At 54.7% G+C, this 22,470-nt stretch carries 15 protein-coding genes and 1 pseudogene; 14 read left to right on the forward strand and 2 right to left on the reverse strand.

Translation table 11 applies throughout. From position 1 onward, the window contains the following. Window positions 1-106 precede the first annotated feature (106 nt). The gene (locus RGW60_RS10010; protein WP_322204288.1) at window positions 107-769 is read right to left on the reverse strand and encodes a M24 family metallopeptidase; all 663 of its coding nucleotides are present in this window, start codon (window positions 767-769) and stop codon (window positions 107-109) included. Window positions 770-957: 188 nt separating this feature from the next. Here RGW60_RS10010 and RGW60_RS10015 point away from each other — a divergent pair, with 188 nt between their 5' ends. The 11 genes from RGW60_RS10015 to RGW60_RS10065 all read left to right on the forward strand — a co-directional run bounded on the left by RGW60_RS10015 (window position 958) and on the right by RGW60_RS10065 (window position 16,991). Continuing rightward, window positions 958-1,740, forward strand: a complete 783-nt coding sequence (locus tag RGW60_RS10015; RefSeq protein ID WP_322204290.1) for a hypothetical protein — start codon at window positions 958-960, stop codon at window positions 1,738-1,740. Window positions 1,741-1,936: 196 nt separating this feature from the next. Continuing rightward, window positions 1,937-2,707, forward strand: a complete 771-nt coding sequence (locus RGW60_RS10020; RefSeq protein WP_322204291.1) for an HpcH/HpaI aldolase family protein — start codon at window positions 1,937-1,939, stop codon at window positions 2,705-2,707. A gap of 17 nt (window positions 2,708-2,724) precedes the next feature. Then, window positions 2,725-4,809: a TonB-dependent siderophore receptor gene (locus tag RGW60_RS10025; RefSeq protein ID WP_322204292.1), complete on the forward strand. Its 2,085-nt coding sequence runs from the start codon at window positions 2,725-2,727 to the stop codon at window positions 4,807-4,809. A gap of 78 nt (window positions 4,810-4,887) precedes the next feature. Then, window positions 4,888-6,087, forward strand: coding sequence for a siderophore biosynthesis protein PvsA (locus tag RGW60_RS10030; RefSeq protein WP_322204293.1), 1,200 nt, complete (start codon window positions 4,888-4,890; stop codon window positions 6,085-6,087). Next, window positions 6,084-7,862 (forward strand): IucA/IucC family protein, encoded by a 1,779-nt coding sequence (locus RGW60_RS10035; RefSeq protein ID WP_322204294.1) that lies wholly within the window; start codon window positions 6,084-6,086, stop codon window positions 7,860-7,862. Before RGW60_RS10030 ends, RGW60_RS10035 begins: the two co-directional genes overlap by 4 nt. Beyond that, the gene (locus RGW60_RS10040) at window positions 7,847-8,992 is read left to right on the forward strand and encodes an MFS transporter (protein ID WP_322204296.1); all 1,146 of its coding nucleotides are present in this window, start codon (window positions 7,847-7,849) and stop codon (window positions 8,990-8,992) included. The genes RGW60_RS10035 and RGW60_RS10040 overlap by 16 nt, the downstream gene beginning before the upstream one ends. Further along, window positions 8,989-10,755, forward strand: a complete 1,767-nt coding sequence (locus RGW60_RS10045; RefSeq protein WP_322204297.1) for an IucA/IucC family protein — start codon at window positions 8,989-8,991, stop codon at window positions 10,753-10,755. The genes RGW60_RS10040 and RGW60_RS10045 overlap by 4 nt, the downstream gene beginning before the upstream one ends. Then, entirely contained in the window at window positions 10,752-11,936 is a 1,185-nt protein-coding gene (locus tag RGW60_RS10050; RefSeq protein WP_322204298.1) for a type III PLP-dependent enzyme, read from the forward strand. The genes RGW60_RS10045 and RGW60_RS10050 overlap by 4 nt, the downstream gene beginning before the upstream one ends. 386 nt (window positions 11,937-12,322) lie before the next feature. Next, window positions 12,323-14,215: a putative bifunctional diguanylate cyclase/phosphodiesterase gene (locus tag RGW60_RS10055; RefSeq protein ID WP_322204299.1), complete on the forward strand. Its 1,893-nt coding sequence runs from the start codon at window positions 12,323-12,325 to the stop codon at window positions 14,213-14,215. Between the two features lie 17 nt (window positions 14,216-14,232). Continuing rightward, complete coding sequence (locus tag RGW60_RS10060; RefSeq protein ID WP_322204301.1) at window positions 14,233-15,183, forward strand: cytochrome-c peroxidase; 951 nt, start codon at window positions 14,233-14,235, stop codon at window positions 15,181-15,183. Next, complete coding sequence (locus RGW60_RS10065) at window positions 15,180-16,991, forward strand: DAHL domain-containing protein (RefSeq protein WP_322204302.1); 1,812 nt, start codon at window positions 15,180-15,182, stop codon at window positions 16,989-16,991. Before RGW60_RS10060 ends, RGW60_RS10065 begins: the two co-directional genes overlap by 4 nt. A gap of 249 nt (window positions 16,992-17,240) precedes the next feature. Here RGW60_RS10065 and RGW60_RS10070 read toward each other — a convergent pair whose 3' ends face one another. Further along, the gene (locus RGW60_RS10070) at window positions 17,241-18,149 is read right to left on the reverse strand and encodes a LysR family transcriptional regulator (RefSeq protein WP_322206889.1); all 909 of its coding nucleotides are present in this window, start codon (window positions 18,147-18,149) and stop codon (window positions 17,241-17,243) included. A 99-nt stretch (window positions 18,150-18,248) separates the two neighbouring features. On the opposite strand from RGW60_RS10070, the gene RGW60_RS10075 reads away from it, so the two are divergent. The 3 genes and pseudogenes from RGW60_RS10075 to RGW60_RS10085 all read left to right on the forward strand — a co-directional run. Further along, window positions 18,249-19,418 carry an aspartate aminotransferase family protein gene (locus tag RGW60_RS10075; RefSeq protein WP_322204303.1) on the forward strand — a complete coding sequence of 390 codons (1,170 nt, stop codon included), beginning with the start codon at window positions 18,249-18,251 and terminating at the stop codon, window positions 19,416-19,418. 731 nt (window positions 19,419-20,149) lie between these two features. Further along, complete coding sequence (locus RGW60_RS10080) at window positions 20,150-22,240, forward strand: acyltransferase family protein (RefSeq protein ID WP_407074092.1); 2,091 nt, start codon at window positions 20,150-20,152, stop codon at window positions 22,238-22,240. 15 nt (window positions 22,241-22,255) lie between these two features. Next, window positions 22,256-22,469 (forward strand): annotated as a pseudogene (locus RGW60_RS10085) (IS66 family transposase zinc-finger binding domain-containing protein); the annotation flags it as partial. Window position 22,470: the final 1 nt, after the last annotated feature.

The raw sequence follows: 22,470 nt of genomic DNA on the forward strand, positions 1-22,470 counted from the left end.
GAGATTTAGCGCGTTCGAGGGGTGGATATGGTTGAAACAAAGCGGATCACTGACATTGAATGGTGGTGATCCCACCATTGCGCGGCGTTAATCTGAATGTGCGGCGTTATATCAGCAAATCTTCGAAAAAGGCGCCATAGGGTTTGCTTGGATGGGCAATCTGGATTTCCAGAATCCACAGCCCTGCTCCGGGCGTGGTCTCAAAGTCGCCAAGATTTCCGCCCCGGTAGATGGCGTGGGGAAAGTCACTGACGCGATGCCCCTTGATGTTCAAGTTCAATTCCCAGCCCATCTCAACTGCCTGTTCTTGGGCAAATGTGTAGAGGGCCTGGCCTGGCGTTTTGTGAGCCTTCCAATAGTGCTCAACACGCGTAAACAAGGTTTTTGCCGCTGCCGCACAAGTTGCCATTTCTGGGTCGTTGCCGGTGGTAAAGGTCATGCCGGCATCCCCTTCGTGGCCTTGCCAGACCGCTCCCATGTCGACGAAAAAAATGTCGTCTTCACCCAATACCGGATCACCCTCGGACGCTTGCTTGAAGGTCTTCAAGGTATTGGCACCAAAACGAATCAACAGCGGGTGCCAGATGCGCTGCGTACCCAGATCAGTGAGGATTTTTTTGCCTAATTCTCGCGCTTCGGATTCGCGCATACCGGGTTTGATCAACACGCCCATTTGTTCAATTGCCCGCCATGTCATTCGCTGAGCGTGCTTCATGGAATCGATATCGTAGAGGTCGCCAACGGCTTCTTTTGCGGTTACGGCGGTCATGGGTGGCTTCCTGAAAGGTTGCGGTTATCCGATACGAACCGGTCAGGCACAACGCTAACTTACTTCTTACACATCGAGCATCTTGTTTTCGGTTACCGACAGCAATAGACCATGGCCAATCCGCACAACTAAGACCTCTCCACTCGACTACCCTCAAGGTACTTATGCCATCAGAAGGTTTTTCGCGTATGCCCATGATCGCTCGAACGTTGCGCACATTGGTGCTTGTGCTAATGGTAGTCGCCGTTCTTTACCTGTTGGCGTGTGGTCTGCTGTTAGCGTTTCAGCGTTCACTTATTTATTTCCCGCAACCGCGTGCGATGGGCAGCGTCTCTACTGTATTAGATTTGCCGCGACCAGACGCCACTATAAAGGTGTCTATCCGAGCTCATAGTGGTCCCAATGCGATGATTTATTTTGGCGGTAATGCCGAGGACGTTTCGCTCAGTTTGCTGCCGTTTTCGCAAGCGTTCCCCGATCAAGCCCTGTATCTGATGCACTACCGAAGCTTTGGCGGCAGTACGGGTTCGCCTTCTGAAGCGGCTATCACTGCCGACGCCGAGGCGTTGTTTGATACCGTTTACAAAGAACATACCCAGGTTACGGTGGTGGGCAGAAGTTTGGGCTCCGGGGTCGCGATTCACCTGGCCAGCAAAAGACCCGCCGCGCGCTTGGTGTTGATCACCCCCTATGACAGCTTGCTGCAAATCGCGATCAAAAGAATGCCGCTGTTCCCAGTAAAATGGCTGTTGCGAGACACCTTTGAGTCGTGGCGCTATGCCCCTTTGATCAGCGTTCCAACGTTGTTTATCGCGGCGCAGGATGACCGAATTATTCCCCGGTCCAGCACTGACGCGCTTTTTGCTCACTTCAAACCCGGTGTTGCCACCCTGCGGGTAATTCCGGACAGCGGTCACAACACCCTCTCCGATAATCCGGTGTATTTGAAACTGCTGGGGGGCGGCTTGTGACGAGCTTAAGAGGCGGCCTCTACTCTAAGCACCTCGGTTACAAATAGGGTGAGCCGATTTGGGGCGATTCGCCCCGTTATACCGGATCAGACTCACTAGAAACCCTTTTCCAGAGCTACTTGGCTGAAATAAAAACTTTACATCTTAATGATAATGATTACCATTGGCGTCTTGTTAGTGCCATGGAATGAAATCAGTGATCCGAACATCATCTGTTTTTTCCCGTCTAAAACACGGCGAAAACGTCTACGGATTACTTAACTCCGTACCTTCTCCACTTCTGTGCGAAATGATCGGTTTTGCAGGCTATAACTTCGTCATTCTTGATATGGAACACCTGCTGCGCAGCGAAGAAGATCTGATGCATTGCTTGCGGGCCTGTGAGTCCGCAGGCATTTCGGCGTGGCTGCGCATTCCGGCCATCGACACCCAATTGATCGGCCGTGCGCTGGATGCGGGCGTCGAAGCCATTGTGCTGCCCCGAGTTGAAAGCGCCGCCGACGTGGCCCGCGCAGTCGCCGCTGCGTATTTCCCGCCACGGGGGAAGCGCGGTATCAGCGGTGGCCGTATCACCGGTTTCGGGCGCGTGCCTTTATCCGATTACATAGACCTTGCCAACCAGCAAAGCCCAATCGTACCGATGATCGAGTCAGCTGCCGGGCTTCGGGCGTTGCCTGAGATTCTCGCACTGCCCGGCGTTGGCATGGTGTTGGAAGGTGCGCTTGATCTAGCCCTGGATTTGCGCTTGGGCCCTGAGCCTTCGCACCCCGATGTCTGGCTGGCGCTTCAGGCGATGGCCGATGCCTGCGCCGCCGCTAACGTCCCTTTCTGCGCAAACCCACGCACACCCGAACAACACGCCTTTTGGCGCGACCGGGGAATCCGCAGCTTTCTAGCTGGCGAAGACCGCGGCTTGCTGAATAACGCCCTGAAAGCACGTCTGGGCAGCCTTAAATCCTCTAACTGAGCCTGAACCTAGCCCCAATGAAAACAACAATCTGTCTGTTTGCGTTTCCCTTCAGCCTTATTTCCTTGAGCGTCGGCCAAATCGCTCTGGCAGACGAGCAAAATGCTCAGGTTTCCTTGGCCCCCATTACGATTAAGGGTGATGTACTCGGCACTGCAAGCGATCCTGAAGTGCGCACGTATTCCGGCAGCCGAAGCGTAATAGACGCCGCCGATCTGAGAAAAGGTAGCGTGCGCGGCATCGACGATGCCTTGCAGCGAGTACCGGGCATTAAGGTTTTCGATGAAACCGGCACCGGGGCCCTGCCGCAAATTTCCGTACGCGGCTTGTACGAAAGCCGCAGTGGACGTATTCAAGCCCTGTCCGATGGCATCCCATTGGCCTTGGCGCCCTATGGCCAGACCGGCTTATCACTGTTTCCCATGACCCTTGCAACCATCGATAGGGTAGACATCGTGCGCGGCGGCGCGGCCGTGCAGTACGGTCCAAATAACGTCGGTGGAGTGATCAACTTCGTCAGCGCACCGATTCCCCGCGAGATGCACACCACGATCTCCGAGCGCACCACGTTTTCAGCGGGTGGGCATCAACTGTTCGATACCTACCTGGGCACCGGCGGTTATCTGACCGATAACTTTGGTCTGCAACTGGACCTCAACACCATTAACGGCGAGTACGGCCGCGAACATTCAGACACCGACATTCAGAACTATCGACTGCGGGGGCAATGGAACATCGATGACGATCACGACTTCAGTTTCGGTGTTCAACACTACAAAGCTGACATAGACCTTGCCGGCGCCTTGAGCGTCAAGGACTACAAAGACGATTCGCGTCAATCGACTCGCCCGCTGGACCGTTTCGAAGGCGACACCGACCGGGTCTGGGGGACTTACACTCAGCAACTGGGCGCGATGGGCCCATTCGATTCCGTGCAGTTCAGCTGGACCAACTTTGCCCACAACAGTTACCGCAATTTTGTCGTCGGCTTGCCGTTCACCCCGGATGGCACGGCGGCGACCAAGCAAGATGGCCCGAGGGACTTCAGGGTCTGGGGCAGCGAACCGCGCTTGAGCATGACCATTGATGGCGATAATGTCGGGCAAACCTGGTTGTTGGGCGCCCGTTATGTCAGCGAAGATATCGACTATCGGGTAGACCGTCAGGCCCTCAATACGGGCGTGACCAGTGTGTTCCGTGATTGGAAATTCGACGACGAAGCCAAAGCTGCTTACTTGAGCAACGCCATCAGCCTGTTCGACCGTCGTCTGACTATTACTCCCGGAATTCGCTACGAAAATGCGCGAATGAACTACAGCGACAGCGTGACCGGATCAACCCACAGTAATTTGGCCGAACAATGGTTACCAGGGCTGACCGTGGGTTTTCAGGCGAACGACGATTGGTACGTGTACGCCAATGCCCAGCGCTCACTGCGTCCGCCGCAAGTCACGCAGATTATTAAAGAAGGGGCCGTGGGTGCGGAGATTGCCTGGAATTACGAAACCGGGGTGCGCTACACCCCATGGAAAGGGCTACGGGTTGATGTGGGCCTGTACCGTATCGATTTCGATGACCAGATCGAATACAACGCCACCACCGATCGCTACGTGAACCTCGGCAGCACCCGTCACCAAGGGATTGAAACCGAGTTGTTCTGGACCCCTGCTGCGACGCCCAACCTGGACCTGCATGCGAGCTATGCGTACTTGGATGCCAAGCAGCGCACGGGCGACAACAAAGGCAACGAAGTACCGTTTGCCTCGAAAAATCAATTCAATGCCGAAGCGCGCTACCGCTTCGCCGAGCATTGGACCTACAGCCTGGACGGCCTCTATGTCAGCAGTGCCTTCACCGACGCCGCCAACAGCGTCGCTGAAAATGCCTCCGCCTCGGTCGGTAGACTTCCGTCCTACGTGGTGTTCAACACTGCGCTGGAACGCGAATTCAAGCTGGATGACAAAAGCGTACTGACCGCATCAGCCGGCATCAGCAACCTGTTCAACCGCGAGTACTACTTCCGCGGCATCGACACCAGCCCGTGGGGTCGCCAGCCAGCCCCGGAGCGCGCCCTCACCCTTGGCGCCAATTACCGCTTCTAACCGCGCAGCCGCGCCCCTGTAAACCAGTCGCCCAATTCCTTGGGACGGGCGACTGCTGCTCCCAGGAATCTTACGATCATGCAATTTCCACTCGTCATTCTCAGCCATGTCCCTCATACCGCGATCACCGAAGGTTTCTTGTCGGCGGCCCGTAAGCGCGGCTTACCGGTAGTGTTGATCAGCGACCACGCCCAAGAACATAGGCGGGTGCTGGCCGCGTGCGACACGCCAGCGCAGGATCTGCAGATTCTCGAATGCGACGTGTTTAATCCGCTGGCGGTGATCGAGCTGATAAATGCTCACGGCCTACGCCCGGTGGCCGTCTTCTCTAATAGCGATCATTTACAGACCGCTACTGCCTTGGTAGCCGAAACATTCAAGGTGCCGGGCAAAGACTGGCGGCTCTGCTATGCGGCAAAAAACAAAGCCGTCATGCGTGAACGTATGCGTGACCTGGGCTTGCCCGGCCCTTGGTTTCACGTGCTGACGGCAGGCAGCGTGGTTCCCGCCGATGCACCCTTTCCGCTGGTAGTAAAACCCACTCAGGGAGTGGCCAGCCTGGACGTCCGCTTGTGCAACAGCGCCCAAGAACTTAAGGATTACTGCGGCCGATTCTGGGAACAACAACCCGGTCGAGCATTGTTGCTGGAGGCCTACATGCAAGGCCCGCTGTTTACCCTCGAAACCCTCGGTGATCAGCAGCGATTTCAGGCCATTGGCGGTTTTGATGTCACCCTTTCGCCTCCACCGCATTTCGTCGAGTTATCCGCACGCTGGAATGGTCCACTGAGCAAAGCTTATCGAGCCAATGCGCTGGCGCAGGTATCTGCCTTCGGCATCCAATTTGGCGTGTGCCACAGCGAATTCATCCTCACTGCCGACGGGCCCATGCTGGTAGAAATCAATTACCGCAGCATTGGTGATGGCCGCGAATTCCTTCTCGACCGCTTGCTGCCACAAGGTTGGTTCGAGCGCATTCTTGGTGTTCACCTCGGCGAGAAACTGCTCGACGCCGAGCCGGTTCACGCCCAAGCACTTGTTCACTATGTGGTCGCCGACACACCCGGGCGCCTGCAGCAGGCATCCGCCAGCTTCAGTGATCTGCAAGACAGCCACTGGCGCGATTACCGGGCCTTGCGGGAAGTGGGCGACGAGATTCAGCTCAGCCATTCAAATAAGGATTACCTGGGTGTTCTGCGCATGATTTCGCCGGACGCTACCAGCCTCAACGCCCGCTTAGCCACCACGCTGGATGACCTGCGCTGGGTGATGGCATGAACACTTTACCCCTCGACGCTGATCAGGCGGCCATCAGCCAACGCATCATTGACTGCTGCCTGCGGGAAAACATTCGCGGGCTACTGAGCCAAGGTCGAGTTCAAAACCTGCCCCCTGAACTGAGGGGAGCGTGGCCCAACTTCATTGATGAGCACTGGTTGCGTATCACCCATTTGGGCGCAGCTGAATTGTGGCTACCGGTTCACCCCTTCGCGCCTTTACAAGCCTGGAGCACCTCCAGCCCTGCATGGATTTGCCGGCAGGACGGGCAGACATTTATCGAGCAAGGCTATCGACGCTGGCTCGAGCACTTGGGCAACGGGCTGGACGCTGACAGTCTTGAGTTGTTTGCAGCCTATAAAGAAGAAGCGGATTGCGCCGTGCAGCATCGCCGCCTGTGCCAAGTCGCTTATCAAGAACATGCCCCCGCGCTGGAGGCCATTCTTGACCATTCCTCTTGGGCACAACGGTTGATCGGGATCGATCAGTTGGCAAGCTACCTGGACCACCCCTTTTACCCCACCGCACGGGCAAAGACTGGCTTTGACCGCGCAGCACTTGAACGCTATGCACCCGAATTTGCACCGCGCTTCTCGCTGAACTGGCTAGCGGTGCCTAAAGTCGCCATGACAATCAGCAGTGCCCCGCCCACGCACTGGCCCAGTTTTGTCGACTTGGGCCTCAAGCAAAGCCTGAGTCTGAGCCACCACTTGATGCCGGTGCACCCAATGACGTGGCAAGCGCTGGAACAATACGGGCTTCCCGAGGGCACGATAAAGGCACCGCGCAGTGCCATGGAGGTCGAGCCCACGCTGTCGGTACGCACCGTGATGTGCGTCGAGCACCCCCACTGGCATCTCAAGTTACCGTTATTGGTCACCACACTGGGTGCGCGCAATCTGCGCTTGATCAAGCCCAGCACGCTGTACGACGGTTATTGGTTCCAGATCACCCTGCAGGCGTTGGCGCAGCGGGATCCACAACTGGGCAAACGCTACTTGCACGTCGACGAAGAACATGGCGGCCATGCCGACGAAAGCCGTCATCTGGCGTACATCGCCCGTCACTACCCCGCACAACTGGGGACCACTACCTTGGTGCCGGTCGCCGCATTGGCCAGTCCACTGGCAGACGGCCGACTGTTTGTTGAACCGCTGATTGAACGCTTCTACGCAGGTTCAATGCAGCATTGGCTCGACGACTATCTCGACCTGCTGTTACAGGTGCACTTGCGCCTATGGCTGGGTTACGGGATTGCCCTGGAGGCCAATCAACAAAATGCCGTACTGATTTTCGAAACCGGACGCCCGCTACGCCTGCTAATGAAAGACAACGACGCCGCTCGCCTCTGGCCCCAACGCTTTGCAGCCGCGTGCCCGGATCTTGCGCAACGCCCTTTGCAATTGCTCGACGAGCGCATTTGTGTCAACGATCCGCAGGCGCTGGCCGAGATGTTCTGCACCATCACGTTGCAGTTGAACATTGTTGCCGTGCTCGAAGCGATCATTGGCGCAGGCCTGGCGCCACGCGAAGCGCTCTACCTCCCGTTACGTCTGCGCCTGCTGAGCTGCTTTGAACAACTGGAAGATGGAGGCACCGATTGCTCGCAGGCTCGACGCTGCTTGCTGGACAGCCCTACGCTGCCGGTGAAATACCTGCTGAGTGCTGGCAGTTTGTTTAGCAAAGCTCACTCCGGCGCCCAAGACATCAACAAGTTTTACGGTTACAGCGCAGCAAACTTCTTACTGGAGGGAAGTTTATGCGCCGCAGATTAATTGCCAGTGTCCTGCTCGGCCATTACCTGTCGGCGTTTACCGCCCTTGGAATTCCCCTGTACTTGCCTCGTATCCTTGCCGATCTGGCGCCTAACGCGCCGGGGTGGAGCATTGGCGTGTTGTTTGTACTTCCCACCTTGTGTACGGCGTTGGCCGCGCCGCTTTGGGGGCGCTGGGCGGATCGACGTGGTTGTCGGCTGTCGCTGTTGCGGGCCCATGCCGGTTTGTTTGCAGGCTTTTTATTAGCGGGGTTCAGCACCAACCTTCCCATGTTCGTGCTGGCACTGATGATTCAAGGCACCTTTGGTGGGGCGATGGCCGCCTCGAATGCGTACCTGTCGACCCAGTTTAAAGACGGCGACCTGTCGCGTGCCCTCAACTGGACGCAGTACTCGGCCCGTTTGGCGATGATCAGCGGCCCTATTCTATTAGGCCTGTTGACGGCCCAAGGATTGGGCTTGGAGTTATACCGGTATTTGGCTTGGCTACCGCTGTTGGCGTTTGTGATGATCTTGCCTCTGCCGGCCGATACCCCCCGCCAAACAATGCGCGCAGCGAACGCTGCGGATTCTCTGAGTCAATTGCCAACCGACCTGCCGCGCCTGCTAACGGTGCAGTTCCTTTTCAGTTTCGCCATGGTGGTGACGTTTCCCTATTTCGTCCCATACGGCGAAGCGTTGGGCATTGGCAACGATGCGGTAATCGGTTTGCTCTACAGCCTGCCGCATCTGGTTTATCTGTTTGCCCTGCCGTGGGTCCAGCGGCATACCGCCAACCTGCTGCTGCCTGGGCTGGGCCTGCTTGCTGTCAGCAATGCCCTGCAATTCTGGAGCACTCAGCCTGAACCGTTGTTCGCCCTGCGGCTACTCAGCGGCGTCGGCATGCTGTTGAGCTTCGTCGGTTTGCATCGCTGCCTGAGCCTGCGCAGTCGCCACGGCAGCGCCGGTCGTATGTTCGGCTGGTTTGACGCCAGCGGAAAATGGGCCGGAACTGCCGCAGGCGGCACTGCCGGGCTGGTCAGTCAGACCTGCGGCATTGAATCACCCTTCCTCGTTGCTTGCCTGGCCGCGGTCGCTGCGATGGCCGTGGCCCGTCCTCTACTTATGACCTCGCGGGAGATGCCAGCATGACCCTTGCTCTGAAGAATGCTTCATTGCATGAATACGCACTCGATGGTGAGGCTGAACGCCATGCCATTGAATGCCTACTCAACTGTTACCTGCGCGAATACGCCTTGCCACGTAACGAAGCGAGCCTTGATGACCGCACTCAAGACCTGCCGATGAGCCTGCGACAGCATAATGGCCAATGCATCAGCATCCGCTTGCCGAGCGGACGTCTCGCAGTACGGGTCGACCGTACCAGTGCATTGGGCCGCTGCCATTTCGTCAGCGCGCCCTATTTCAAGGGCAGCGCTCAAAGTTGGCGTCCCTTGACCGCTACTGAACTGGCGCGGCTACTGTGCGTGCCATTAAGCAAGCCAGAACGGGTAGGCGAAATGCTGCAACAGGTCGATAACAGCCTGCAAATCACCCGCACCTTCCTTCGGCACGCCACGCATGACTCGCCGAGACCGAAAGACAGTCTGTTGAACTCCGAACAACACCAGATATGGGGCCACGCCCTGCACCCTACCCCGAAGAGCCGCGAAGGTATTTCGCGAGCAGCCCTGTTGGCGTGTTCGCCGGAAGTGGGCGCCTGCTTTGAACTGCATTGGTTTCGCGTGGACCCGGCACTGATCCAGCATCAAGGCGACGACCCGCGCAGCACCCTGCAACACCTGTGTGGTGGACGAGACGATCTTTACCCGTGCCATCCCTGGGAAGTCGAACGTATCCTCGTCGACCCGCTGGTCCAGCGTGTGCAACAAAAGGGGCTACTGGAATACTTGGGTCCGCTGGGGATGGCGCTCTACCCTACTTCGTCGGTGCGCACTCTTTACCACCCGGAGCTGGCGTATTTCCTCAAGTTTTCGATGCACGTGCGCCTGACCAATTGCGTGCGTAAAAACGCCTGGTATGAACTGGACAGCGCGGTGGCCTTGACCCGACTGCTGGCCCCCGTCATGGCCGAACTCGCCCATACAATGCCGGACTTTTTGCTGATGCCGGAGCCCGCCGCCAGCACCCTCGACCTGAGCGCCTTCGGCACGCTTGAACAGGCCCGGGAAGTGACTGAATGCTTCGGCATTCTGTACCGGCAAAACCTTAGTGAAGCCACCCGCGCACGCTACCAACCACAAGTCGCCATGGCGCTGTTCACTTGGGATTTGCAAGGTCGCAGTGTCTGCCAGCGCTTGGTTGAGCAGTGCGCCAAACAGCTCGGCATCAACCAGGCAGACGCAACGCTGCGCTGGTTGGACGGTTACGCTCGGCAATTGCTCGGCGGCGTCATGCAGTGCTTGTTTCGACTGGGTGTGGTGCTGGAGCCACACTTGCAAAACACAGTCATTGGTTTCGACAACGATGGCCTGCCTTGCCGCGTTTGGATTCGCGATCTGGAGGGCACCAAGCTCGTTGCGAGTCACTGGCCCATTGAACGCCTTAGCGAACTGAACGAGCGAACTCGGGCCTCGCTGTACTACGACCAGAACAAGGCCTGGCAGCGGGTGGCGTATTGCGCGCTGGTGAACAATTTGGGTGAGGCTATTTTTCATCTGGCCTGTACCGATTCGGTATTGGAAAGCCGACTGTGGTCGCACATCGCCACCCTCTTGCACGCGCAAACAGCGCTGCTCGATAACCCTTCGCAACTAAGTGATTTGTGTGCCGGAGCGCCACTGCCCAGTAAGGAAAACTTCATGACCCGCCTGATGATGCGCGCTGACCGAGAGGCCGGTTATACCGCCTTACCCAACCCGCTGGTCAACATCACAATGAAGGCCATCGCATGACCCTGCCTGCACGTGTCACCACGGCCATCCGCCAACTGCGCGAGCAACAACAGTCACCACTGTGTGCTTACGTCTACGACCTGATGGCCCTTGAGCAACACGTTCGGCAAATGCGCAAAACAATGCCTGCCAATTGCGAACTGTTCTATGCGGCAAAAGCCAACCCTGAGGCACCCATTCTGCAAACCCTGGCGCCACTGGTAGACGGTTTCGAAGCTGCGTCCGGGGGAGAACTTCGTTGGTTGCACGAGCAGTGTCCTGGCCAGCCGCTAATTTTCGGCGGCCCCGGCAAGCTCGAGAGCGAACTGGAAATGGCCATGGGTTATCAGATTTCAGCGTTCCATGTCGAAAGCCTAAACGAGTTGCGCAGCTTGGCGAAGGTGGCGGCTCGCGTTGGTCGTAAAGCACCGATTTTACTGCGGTTGAACCTCACACTTGCGCACGCCCCGGAGGGTCGGCTGGTGATGGGCGGCAAACCGACACCGTTTGGCCTGGATGATGATGCGTTGGAAAAGGCGCTGGTTTTATTGCGTGACGAGCCATGGTTAGAGTTGCAAGGACTGCATTTCCACTTACTGTCTCATCAACTTGATGTAAACGCCCACTTGGAATTGCTTCGCAGCTATTTCAAAACCTTCCGCCAACTGTGCACCGACCAACGGTTACATCTGCCACTGATTAATGTTGGTGGCGGCATGGGCATCAACTATCAAAATCCTAATTGTTCTTTCGATTGGCCGTTATTTTGTAAAGGTCTCGATACACTTATCGTCGAAGAAAACATGGCCACTACGCAAATACGCTTTGAAATAGGTCGATTCATCAGCGCGGCTTGCGGCTATTACCTAATGCAAGTGTTGGACATTAAACGCAACCACGGCCACTACTTCGCCGTAGGTCGGGGCGGCACTCACCACTTTCGGACACCGGCAGCCCAAAACCACGACCACCCGTTCGTCGTATTACGTAGTTTGCAGCCGGCGCAGCTAACCAACGAGCCCGTGACAGTGGTGGGTCAGCTATGCACCCCGAAGGATGTGCTGGCCAGACAGCAGTTGGTAGCCCACCTGGCTATCAACGATCTTCTCGTATTTCCATTGGCTGGGGCCTACGCCTGGAATATTTCACACCGGGACTTTTTAATGCATGAACCACCGGTCATGTTGTTTTTGAACGAATAATCGGACAATTAGCGTCATTACTTAACGTTTGGCATAAAAACAATTCAGCTCAGTACTTTTTTTACACTTATTGAGTGGAACTCGTAGCGCAAACCGGCTCTAACCCATGTGCCCTTCAACTTTTGATTGGGGCAGCGACATTTGTAACCAACTGCTGGCGTGTTGAGTAAAGTTTTCCAGCGTAGCGCTTCAGGCAGGACTATGCTCGCGGAGCAGTTTGATATGTATGGCGTTGCCTTCGAGCAGCATCAAGGGGTATCCGTATGTTGTCTTTTATCTGAACACAAACGGCCCATGTACGCTCAAATCCAAGCGTACGCGTGCACTTTAGGTTCGACCATCGATGACGCATTTTCGATTTATCGCCCCGTCTCTCGGAGTCCGCGATGAAGACTGCTCCTGTCGCCTATAACCGACGTATTTTGATCATCGATGACACCCTGTCGATACATCAGGATTTCCGAAAAATCCTTTGCCCCGAACTCGACAGCGAGCAATCTCTGGCGTCAGCCGAAGCTGCATTGTTTGGTACGGTGAAACCGTCACGTAAGCTCTTTGAGCTCGATTCTGCTTATCAAGGCGAAGAAGCACTAGCCATGGTCGAAAGCGCTTTAGCTGAAGGTCGACCTTATTCCCTGGCCTTTATCGACATGCGCATGCCACCCGGCTGGGATGGCCTGGAAACCATCGAGCGGTTGTGGAAGGTTGATCCGAAGCTGCAAGTAGCGCTGTGTACCGCTTTTTCTGATCACTCATTGGAAGCCATGACCGAGCGTCTTGAATTCGGCGATCAATTGTTAATCCTGAAAAAACCCTTCGACACTTTGGCTATTCGCCAGATGGCCAGCGCGCTAACGGTCAAATGGCAGCTGGCAGAGGAAGTCGCGGCGAAAATGCTTGGGCTGGAGCAAACCATCGCTGAACGGGTACAGGAAGCGATGAAAGTTTCACACCTGTTTCAGTACGATGTGCTGACGGAGCTGCCAAACAGCACGTTGCTGGCAGGTCAATTGGCCTTAGCCATCGCTTTATCTAAACGGCACGATTTGCAATTGGCTATATTTTTTATTGGCTTGGATAGATTCGAGCGAATCAACAACGCCCTCGGCTATCCCACCGGTGATGAAATGCTTAAACAGGTAGCCCACTGTCTGGTCAATACAGTGCGCCAATCTGACGCGGTATTTCGGTACGGCTCCGATGAGTTCGTGGTGATATTGGCCGACATTCATCACCCCCATCAAACCACCGGCATCGCCGAGAAGCTGTTGGCGGCTTTGCGAGTGCCGCATTACATCGCCGGCCACGATCTGACGGTGACCGCGAGCCTTGGGATCAGTATTTTTCCAAACGATGGCGTAGAGCCTATCGAGCTAATCAAAAAAGCTGAAAACGCCATGCGTAACGTCAAAATCATAGGGCCGGATAACTTCTGCTTTTTTGCTGACAACTTGAATGAGCGCGCACGAGAACACCAATCCATCGAGTCGGGCATTCGACTGGGGCTGGAGCGTGATGAGTTCGTGCTCCATTACCAACCCAAACTCAATCTGAAAACTGGAAAGATAGTAGGCGCCGAAGCGTTGATTCGCTGGTTGAAACCCGACCACGGCTGGGTGTTTCCGTCTGAATTCATTCCGGTGGCCGAAGACACTGGATTGATAGTACCGCTGAGTAAATGGGTATTGCGTGAAGCCTGCCGCCAAGCTTGTGCCTGGGAAGCCGACGGACTGCCGACAATTCGTATATCCGTAAACATCTCTGCCACTGAGTTTCGCCAAAAAGGGTTTCTCGAAAGCATCCGCAGCGTACTTGCAGAAACCGGATTGGGCCCTGCTCAATTAGAGTTAGAGATCACCGAAGGCGTGCTAATGCAGAACGCCGACTCGACCATCTTGGTACTGTTGGCAATCAAGGAAATGGGCATTCGTCTGGCCATCGACGATTTTGGCACCGGTTATTCCAGCTTGAGCTACCTGCGCAGATTTCCCATTGATGTTCTGAAAATCGATCAGTCATTTATTCGAGCGCTGGGAACCGACAGCAATGACGAGGCATTGGTTGATGCAATCATCAGCCTGGGTGAAAGCCTAAAGCTCAATATCATCGCTGAAGGTATCGAGACCCAGGCACAGCTGGATTTCCTTCGGGCGCATAATTGCGAAGAGGGCCAAGGTTATTTTTTCAGCCGCGCCATAGAACCTGTGGCTTTTGCCAAAATATTGAGCGCAGGAAAGATGGAAGCGGAGTTTCAAGGGCCGTCCACATCAACTCACTAATTAACAATAAATCAACCTTGCGCTTTATTGCGTTTCTGGCGCTGCTGCTCAGTCCTTATCTTCCAGCAATTTCAGCACAGCTTGATGAACCGCTGAAGCCTTTGCCGGATGTGCAGGTGCACAACCCTGCTCGGGTCGAGTTGGGTCGTCAGCTGTTCAACGAAAAGCGTCTATCGGGGAACAACTCCATGGCCTGCGCCAGTTGCCATCAGCTGAAAAGAGGTGGCGCCGACGACGTACCGTTTTCTATTGGCTTGGATGGCAAACCGATGGGCATCAATACGCCGACGGTATTGAATGCGAGCCTCAATTTCAGGCAATTCTGGAATGGTCGCGCCGACTCTCTGGAGGCGCAGGTTGACGAGTTCATTCGAAGTCCCGTGGCGATGGGAAACACATGGGAGGCCGTTATCCATACCCTTTCCCACAACCCTGATTACAGCTCAGCGTTTAGCCGCGCATATCCGGACGGACTTACTGCCGCCAACGTACAAAACGCTTTAGCCACCTATGAACGAACACTGCTAACCCCTAATTCGCGCTTTGATCGTTATTTGAAGGGTGAGACGGACATCCTGACTCAGGAAGAAAAATACGGTTACCAACGCTTCAAGCAATACGGCTGCATCGCCTGCCATCAAGGCGTCAATATTGGCGGCAATATGTACCAGAAATTTGGCGTGCTGGGCGATTACATCAGCAACAGGGGCCATCCAACGGAGGTCGATCTGGGGCGGTATTCAGTAACTAAAGATGAAGCTGACCGTAACGTCTTTAAAGTCCCCAGCCTACGCAACGTGGCTCTGACGGCTCCCTACTTTCACGACGGATCAGCAAAAACGTTAGATGAGGCCGTTGCGGTGATGTTCAGATATCAGGTGGGGCGTACCCCCTCAGAGCTGGATAAAAGCCTGATTGTTCAGTTCCTGAAAACCTTGACCGGCGAGTTGGCGGGTAAACCTTTATGAAGCTGTCCCGCCGATTTATATCGCTGCTATTGGGCGCTTTGACGCTGATCCTTGCATCGATTCTGCTTTTCCTCTACGTCAAATCCAGTACCGACAACACCACAAACTATATTGAGTCACGGGATCTGATTAGCCAGATCAAGCAACTGGACGCGCAATGGGAAACCGCAATTCTTGAAGCACGAATTACTGCTAATCAAAACTACGACACACTGGTCGAACCGCTCAATGGCATAAACCAACTCTGGGGACAGTTCGTCCTTATGGAGTTGGGCTATCCACGTCATACCGTAAATAGTTGGCGCGATGGACGTGACGCTTACGTGGACGCGATGACTGAAAAAACTCGACTGGTGGAGCAGTTCAAATCGCATAACGCGATTTTACGCAACTCGTTAGCCTTCTTACCCTTGGATGAGGACGACATCCAGTTTCAACTTCAGCAACTGGACAGGAGCGCGCCGCTGCTGCAACCCACCTTGACGGACATGTACGATTTGCTGCTCGATTGTCTTGAGTTTTCCCAGGTAATTTCTGACGAAAAAGCGGCCGATATTCAGGTGGGACTTAACCGACTGGAGATAGACAAAGAACGCTTACCACTCAAACTGCACTTACCGCTGGAGATCCTGCTCAGTCATGTGCGGTTGATCCTGCGTGAACAACCAGTGGTCAATGATCTGGTAGAGCGTATCGGCGCAGTTCCGGTCGCGGCACGCCTGGATGACATAAACAGCCTCCTCAACGGTTATCAGGAGCAAGCCATCGGAGTTAATCGGTTGTATCACCTCTGCTTGTTGATTCTGTCCGCACTGATGTTCGTCTTGATGCTGTATTTGGGAATTCGTCTTTTGCGCAGTTACGCCGAGATCAACCGCCGCATCAATAACACCTTGCACACAGCCAATGAAAGTCTTGAGCAACGAGTGGAAGAGCGTACGCGGGAATTGAAAGACACCCAAAGCGAGTTATTCGATACCGCGCGCCAGGCTGGCATGGCTGAAATTGCCACCAACGTGCTGCATAACGTCGGGAACGTGCTGAACAGCGTGAATATTTCAGCTGAACTGGTCACTCGTACCCTGGCTAGCAGCAAGGCCATCGGCTTAGGCAAAGCGGTGCAATTGATCAACGAGCACGCCCATGACCTCGGTGATTTCATCAGCCACGACCCTAAGGGGAAGCTGCTTCCTGATTACCTCAACCAATTAGACCAAGCCTTGGTCTCAGAGCAGCAGAGCATCACCGAGGAGTTGGCGCGACTGACCCGCAGCGTTGATCACATCAAGGACATCGTTTCGACTCAGCAGTCGTACGCGGGTATCACTACCCTTGCCGAAAGCCTCAATATCAACGATCTGCTAGAAGACGCCCTGCGTATGAACTCAGGCGCGTTGACTCGTCACCGCGTCAAGGTGATCAAGGACTTCAGCAATGTTCCGGATATCATGGCCGACAAACACCGCCTTTTGCTGATCTTGATCAACCTGATCAGTAACGCTAAATATGCGATGTGCAACATGGATGAGCGCTCCAGGAACATGACCATCGGCGTCAAATTCATCGGCAACACAATCTTGCGAATCAGCGTAAGGGATGAAGGCGAAGGCATTCTTACCGAAAACATGACGCGAATTTTCGCCCATGGATTTACCACACGCAAAGAGGGCCATGGCTTTGGCTTGCACAGCTGCGCCCTGGCCGCTATAGAAATGAAAGGTCGCCTCAGTGCCCACAGCGACGGTCCGGGCAAAGGCGCAACATTCGTCCTTGACCTACCGTTGAACATTGCTGTTGATGAGCGCTAAAGCAGAGTCTGAAAGGTGCACACAACCGTACGCAGCCCGTCATCATTTAGCGTGATCATCTAAATCGTTAAAGGTAATTATTTATTTGCTCGTTGCTCGCCGACTATGGCGATCAATTTAATCGTGCGGATAAAAACAAATGTACCTTAACCTTGCCATCGCCTGGACAATCGTCATTTCGTTTTCCATCGCACTGCTGCATCTCTGATACAAAACCTTCCTCCAGAGTAAAAAGGCCGCTCCAGGGAGCTAACCTTCTCGCCCCCATAGTTCCAAGGCGTAGTCGACAAAACTCCTGAGTTTCGGCAAACGGTAACGGTCCTGCGCGTACACCAGGTGCATTGGGCGCCGCGGCAATTGGTAATCCTGCAACAATGCCACCAGTCTGCCGTCGCGCAGGTCTTGCCTGACCAGCATATCGGGCATCATCACCACGCCCATCCCGGCGAGCGCCGCTTGGCGCAAACCTGGCGTGCTGTTGATCGCCATAGGCCCGGAAACCGGAACCACCTCCTGGCCCTGCGCACCTTTCAAGCTCCATTGCTTCGCAGCGGAACGCCATTCATCGCCCGCAGGGTAAGCGAATGCCAGGCAATCGTGATCCTCTAGATCCCGCGGTTTAAGCGGCGTACCTCGACGCTGAAGATAAGCAGCCGAGGCGCAAATGGTCAGGGTGTAATCCTGCAAAGGACGGGCAATAAGACCAGACGGCTCCAGCGTACCCAAACGTATCGCCGCGTCGAACCCGCCATCAATAAGATCGAGGATCTGATTGTTCAATTCCACGTCCAGCTTGACCTCCGGAAAGCGCTGTACAAACCCGCTCATCGCCGGTGCCAAGCACTCGACGCCAAAGGCTGGCGGCGCGGTAATCCGCAATAGCCCACTGGGCACGCCCTGCGCTTGTTCAGCCAAGCGTTCAGAGTCGGCTACTAATCCCAACACTTCGAGGCAGCGTTGGTAATAAGCACTGCCAAACTCGGTGAGGCTTTGACGTCGGGTGCTGCGTTTGAGCAAGCTGACCCCGAGGCGCTGCTCCAATGCGCGCAGGTGATTACCAACCATGGTGGTGGACATTGAGCACTGCTGCGCGGCGGCAGTCATACTGCCCGCCTCCACCACTTTTACATACACCGTCATCGACTGGAACAGGTCCATTATCAAGCTCAGCTTTAAATTGATTGAAATAGGCAGATGTTTATCCAGCATAAGTTGTTAACGATACTGCATATCTCAACAAAGAAGGAGCTCTAGATCATGACCGCCCCGTGCCTGATGACCACCTATCAACCCTTGCCGATCAGCTTTACCCGAGGTTTGGGAACTCGCTTGTGGGATCAGGAGAACCGTGAATACCTGGACGCTGTCGCTGGAGTCGCGGTAACCAATGTCGGTCACTCCCATCCACGCATTGTTGCCGCGATCAGCGAGCAGGCTGGCTTGCTGCTGCACACCTCTAACCTGTACACCATCGACTGGCAGCAGCGCCTGGCGCAAAAACTGACGCGACTGTCCGGGCTGGACCGGGTGTTTTTCAACAACTCAGGGGCTGAAGCCAATGAGACCGCACTGAAACTGGCGCGGCTACACGGGTGGCAAAAAGGCATTGAGCGACCGTTGATAGTGGTCATGGACAAGGCGTTTCACGGCAGGACGCTGGGCACGCTGTCGGCCAGCGACGGACCCGCTGTGCGCTTGGGTTTTCAAACGCTGCCAGGGGATTTTATCAAGGTCAAATTTGGCGACAGCGCAGCGCTAGAGAAAATCGCCGAGGCCTACGGTGACCGAATTACCGCCGTGTTAATAGAGCCCATTCAAGGTGAAGCCGGTGTGCAGGTAGCGCCCGCGGGTTACTTGCAAGCAGTTCGCGACCTCTGTAGCCGTCGTGGCTGGTTACTGGTGCTTGATGAAATCCAGACCGGCATCGGCCGAACCGGTCTGATGTTTGCTTTTGAGCATGAGCGCATCGTGCCAGATGTGCTGACCTTGGCCAAAGCGCTGGGCAACGGCATCCCCATCGGCGCCTGCCTCGCCCGGGAAAAAGTGGCACAACTGTTCACTCCCGGCAGCCACGGCAGCACGTTTGGTGGCAACCCGTTGGCCTGTCGGGTGGGCTGTACCGTGCTGGACATCATCGAAGACCAAGGGCTGTTGAAAAATGCGAAGCGTCAAGGCGAACGGCTGCTCGCCGCCTTGCGGGCCGAACTGGACGATCATCCGAACGTATTGGCGATACGCGGGTTAGGGTTGATGATCGGCATCGAACTCGCCACGCCGTTTAGGGAGTTGACCTTGATTGCCGCCCGTGAGCACGGGTTGTTGATCAATGTCACCCGAGGTCAAACGATTCGGTTATTGCCGCCGTTGACTATTAATGATGACGAAGTGGAGATGATTGTGGGTGGGCTAGTTCGGTTGTTGCATTGACGCAATCGGGGATGACTGTTCGGCGCTGCTGGTGTTCCGAGGCAACCACGCAGACCACGCCAAGGGCTTTGTCACAGACGCCAAGTCCGTCCCGCGCGATTAGGAACCGGGGTTGGTAAAGTACATTCCGCATTCGCCGATACCGCAGCAGGGCTTTAACTGACTACCAAGACCCGGCTCAAAGGTAACGCGAAAAACCGTACCCGTTTCAGCGTATGCAGCCCTAGCCAGAGGGCAGCCAACAGCATCGCGCAGACACCGCCGCCCCATTCAGGGACTAAGCGATCAACGCGAAGCGCGTGAGGAATACCTGAAGAAAGACACGTCGCTGTCAGAAAAAACGTACCAGTGCAGGATGTTCGGGCCATTCTCCGGTTAATAACTGCCGGGGGCTTTCAGGGCCATAACTATAAAGGCCAGGAATTACGAACGGGATAATTGCGCAATAATCGCCTGTACTTTTAAACATCTCCAATGTCACAACTAAAGGCTGCATTTGACAAATATCAATTGGCCAGCATACAATATTCGACGTTTTTCAATGGTTGATACTTAGATCAATAAGTTCGAGTGTGTATAACCTGCATATGAATCATCAGCGCTGCCACTCTCTAGCCTGAATGATTTCTCAAATACCTCTAGTTCAATCAAAAGCCTCTGACAGTTTCGTTTTATCAGTTTATTAACTAAAACCTCACTACGTTCGCATATTTTATGAGCACAACAAAAAAATGGAATTTATCAAGACTTGGCTGAAAATCAGGAGCACTGCGTCTACTGGAATCTCTGGTGCTAAAGGCCAAGTATTTCGGCGTGATATCAATGGACTTCGCGCTTTAGCGGTCACTGCGGTTGTTCTGTATCACTTCAATGTTGGCCGCATCGTTGGCGGCTTTGCTGGTGTGGATGTCTTCTTTGTCATCTCAGGCTTTCTGATGACAGGAATTATTACCAAAGGACTGCAGCAGGGTAATTTTTCAATACTTTCCTTTTACTGGTCGCGGGCGAAACGCATTTTACCGGCGCTGGTTGTCGTTACCGCCGTTTTACTGGCATTGGGTTGGTTTTTCCTAGCGCCCAACGAATACAAGATGCTCGCAAAACATGCGCGCCAATCCTTATTCTTTCTGTCAAATATAAGTTACCTGAGAGAGTCGGGGTATTTCGACAGTGCGAGCCATAGTAAATGGCTACTGCATACGTGGTCATTGTCGGTCGAGTGGCAGTTTTATTTGGCTCTACCCCTCATGCTGGCCATCGTTTGGAAACTGTTTCCCAGCAAGAAGGCACTGATCGTAGCTCATGTGATGGTGCTAGCTTGCTCCTTTATTACATGTATAGCGCTGACGAACACGGTACCGGACAAAGCTTTTTATCTTTTGCAGTCCCGTGCTTGGGAAATGTTGCTTGGCGGTCTCTGCTTTCTGCTTGGGTCAAATCTGAATCTGTCCCCCCTTGCACGCAAAGCGTTGGAAGCTGGTGGGCTGCTGCTGATTGTAGCTTCAACCTTTTTGATTGAGGCTTCCGACGCATGGCCCGGCTATTTAGCACTCATCCCAACTCTAGGTGCAGTAATGGTGCTGACGGCCAAGTGCGAGAGTTCGCTGTGGAGTAACAATCAGTTCACCGAATGGCTCGGTACGCGCTCTTATTCTTTATACCTATGGCACTGGCCATTGGTGGCCGGATTATTCTATTTTTATCAGCAGGACAATGCCCTCTGGATCGCCGTTGCAATTCTGCTGGCGCTGATGCTGAGCGAGCTTTCTTATCGGGTTGTAGAACAGCCAGTAAGAAGAGGGTTGCAGAAACTGACTCTGCCTCGCGCCTTGGCACTGCTGGTTGGTCTAGTGGTATTGACTGGGGGCGTGGCTCAGTTTGTAGTGACTAAGAACGGCTTATCACAGCGCCTGTCTGCAGACATTACCCAGATGATAGAAAAGGCCCAAAGTGGCAATAATCCACGCAACGGTGAATGCCTCGCTAGAGGGGTTCCCTGTGTGTATGGGGGCCATATGATCAAAGTTATGATCATTGGCGACAGTCATGCCGCTACCTTGGTAACAGTCGCACAAGACGCACTTGCCACGCTTGACGAAGGCATCTACTTTCAAGCCGCTCCCGCTTGCTTACCGGTCGACGGCTTGACGGTCAGAGAACACGCCAACAAAGATCCAGAGGATCCGTGCGTCATCATGATGGAGCAACTCACCAAAACGCTCGGAACGGAAATGAGTAATGTGCCGCTGATTGTGATCAACCGGACATCTATTTATCCGCTCGGATACAACGGTATTGATCAAACCCAGAAGCGTAGTCCACAAGCCTACGCCTCAATGCCTGTTGATAATCCAACTCCTGCCTCGCTGAAAGAGTTTGGGCGACTCTATGTTGAGAGTGCATGTGCCATGGCGAAAAACCGCCCGGTGTACCTCATGCGGCCTATACCCGAAATGAGGGTCGACGTTACGGATGCCATCGGCAGGGAAATGCTGTTGGGCAATCCACGCGACTTCACCCTAAGCCGCGAAGACTATAACGCACGCAATGCTTTTGTCTGGAGCATTCAAGATCAGGCCCACGACCAATGCGGCGTGCATATTCTTGATCCCCTTCCCTACCTCTGCGATGACAAAGTCTGTTATGGCAGCAAGGGTGGAGCGCCGCTGTATTTAGACGATAATCATCTTAATGCGCGGGGTGGTTCGTTGCTGGAACCTATGTTCTCCAAGGCGTTTTCAGCGATGCCTTATATGCAGGCTCACGCGGGAGCAGTTGAAGGGGGTCAGGCTTCGGGCAGCAAGAGTCCCCCGAAGACTTGAGTCCGGCTTGTGCGGATGCTTCCAGAATACGAACTGACTTGTACATGTGGTTATGCCAAACACGTTATCGACGAAGAAATCAGCGAACAGCTAGAGATCGTGCCGATGCAAATTCGGGTGATTAAGCACATCCGTAAATCTACGGTTGCCGTGGCTGTGAACGGCCCCAGTCACTGCTGATAAACCCGCGCAGTTGATTGAAAAGAGCATGGCCAGTCCCAGCGTGCTGT

Source organism: Pseudomonas sp. AB6, from assembly GCF_034314105.1.
In the GTDB taxonomy this organism is placed as follows: Bacteria; Pseudomonadota; Gammaproteobacteria; order Pseudomonadales; family Pseudomonadaceae; genus Aquipseudomonas.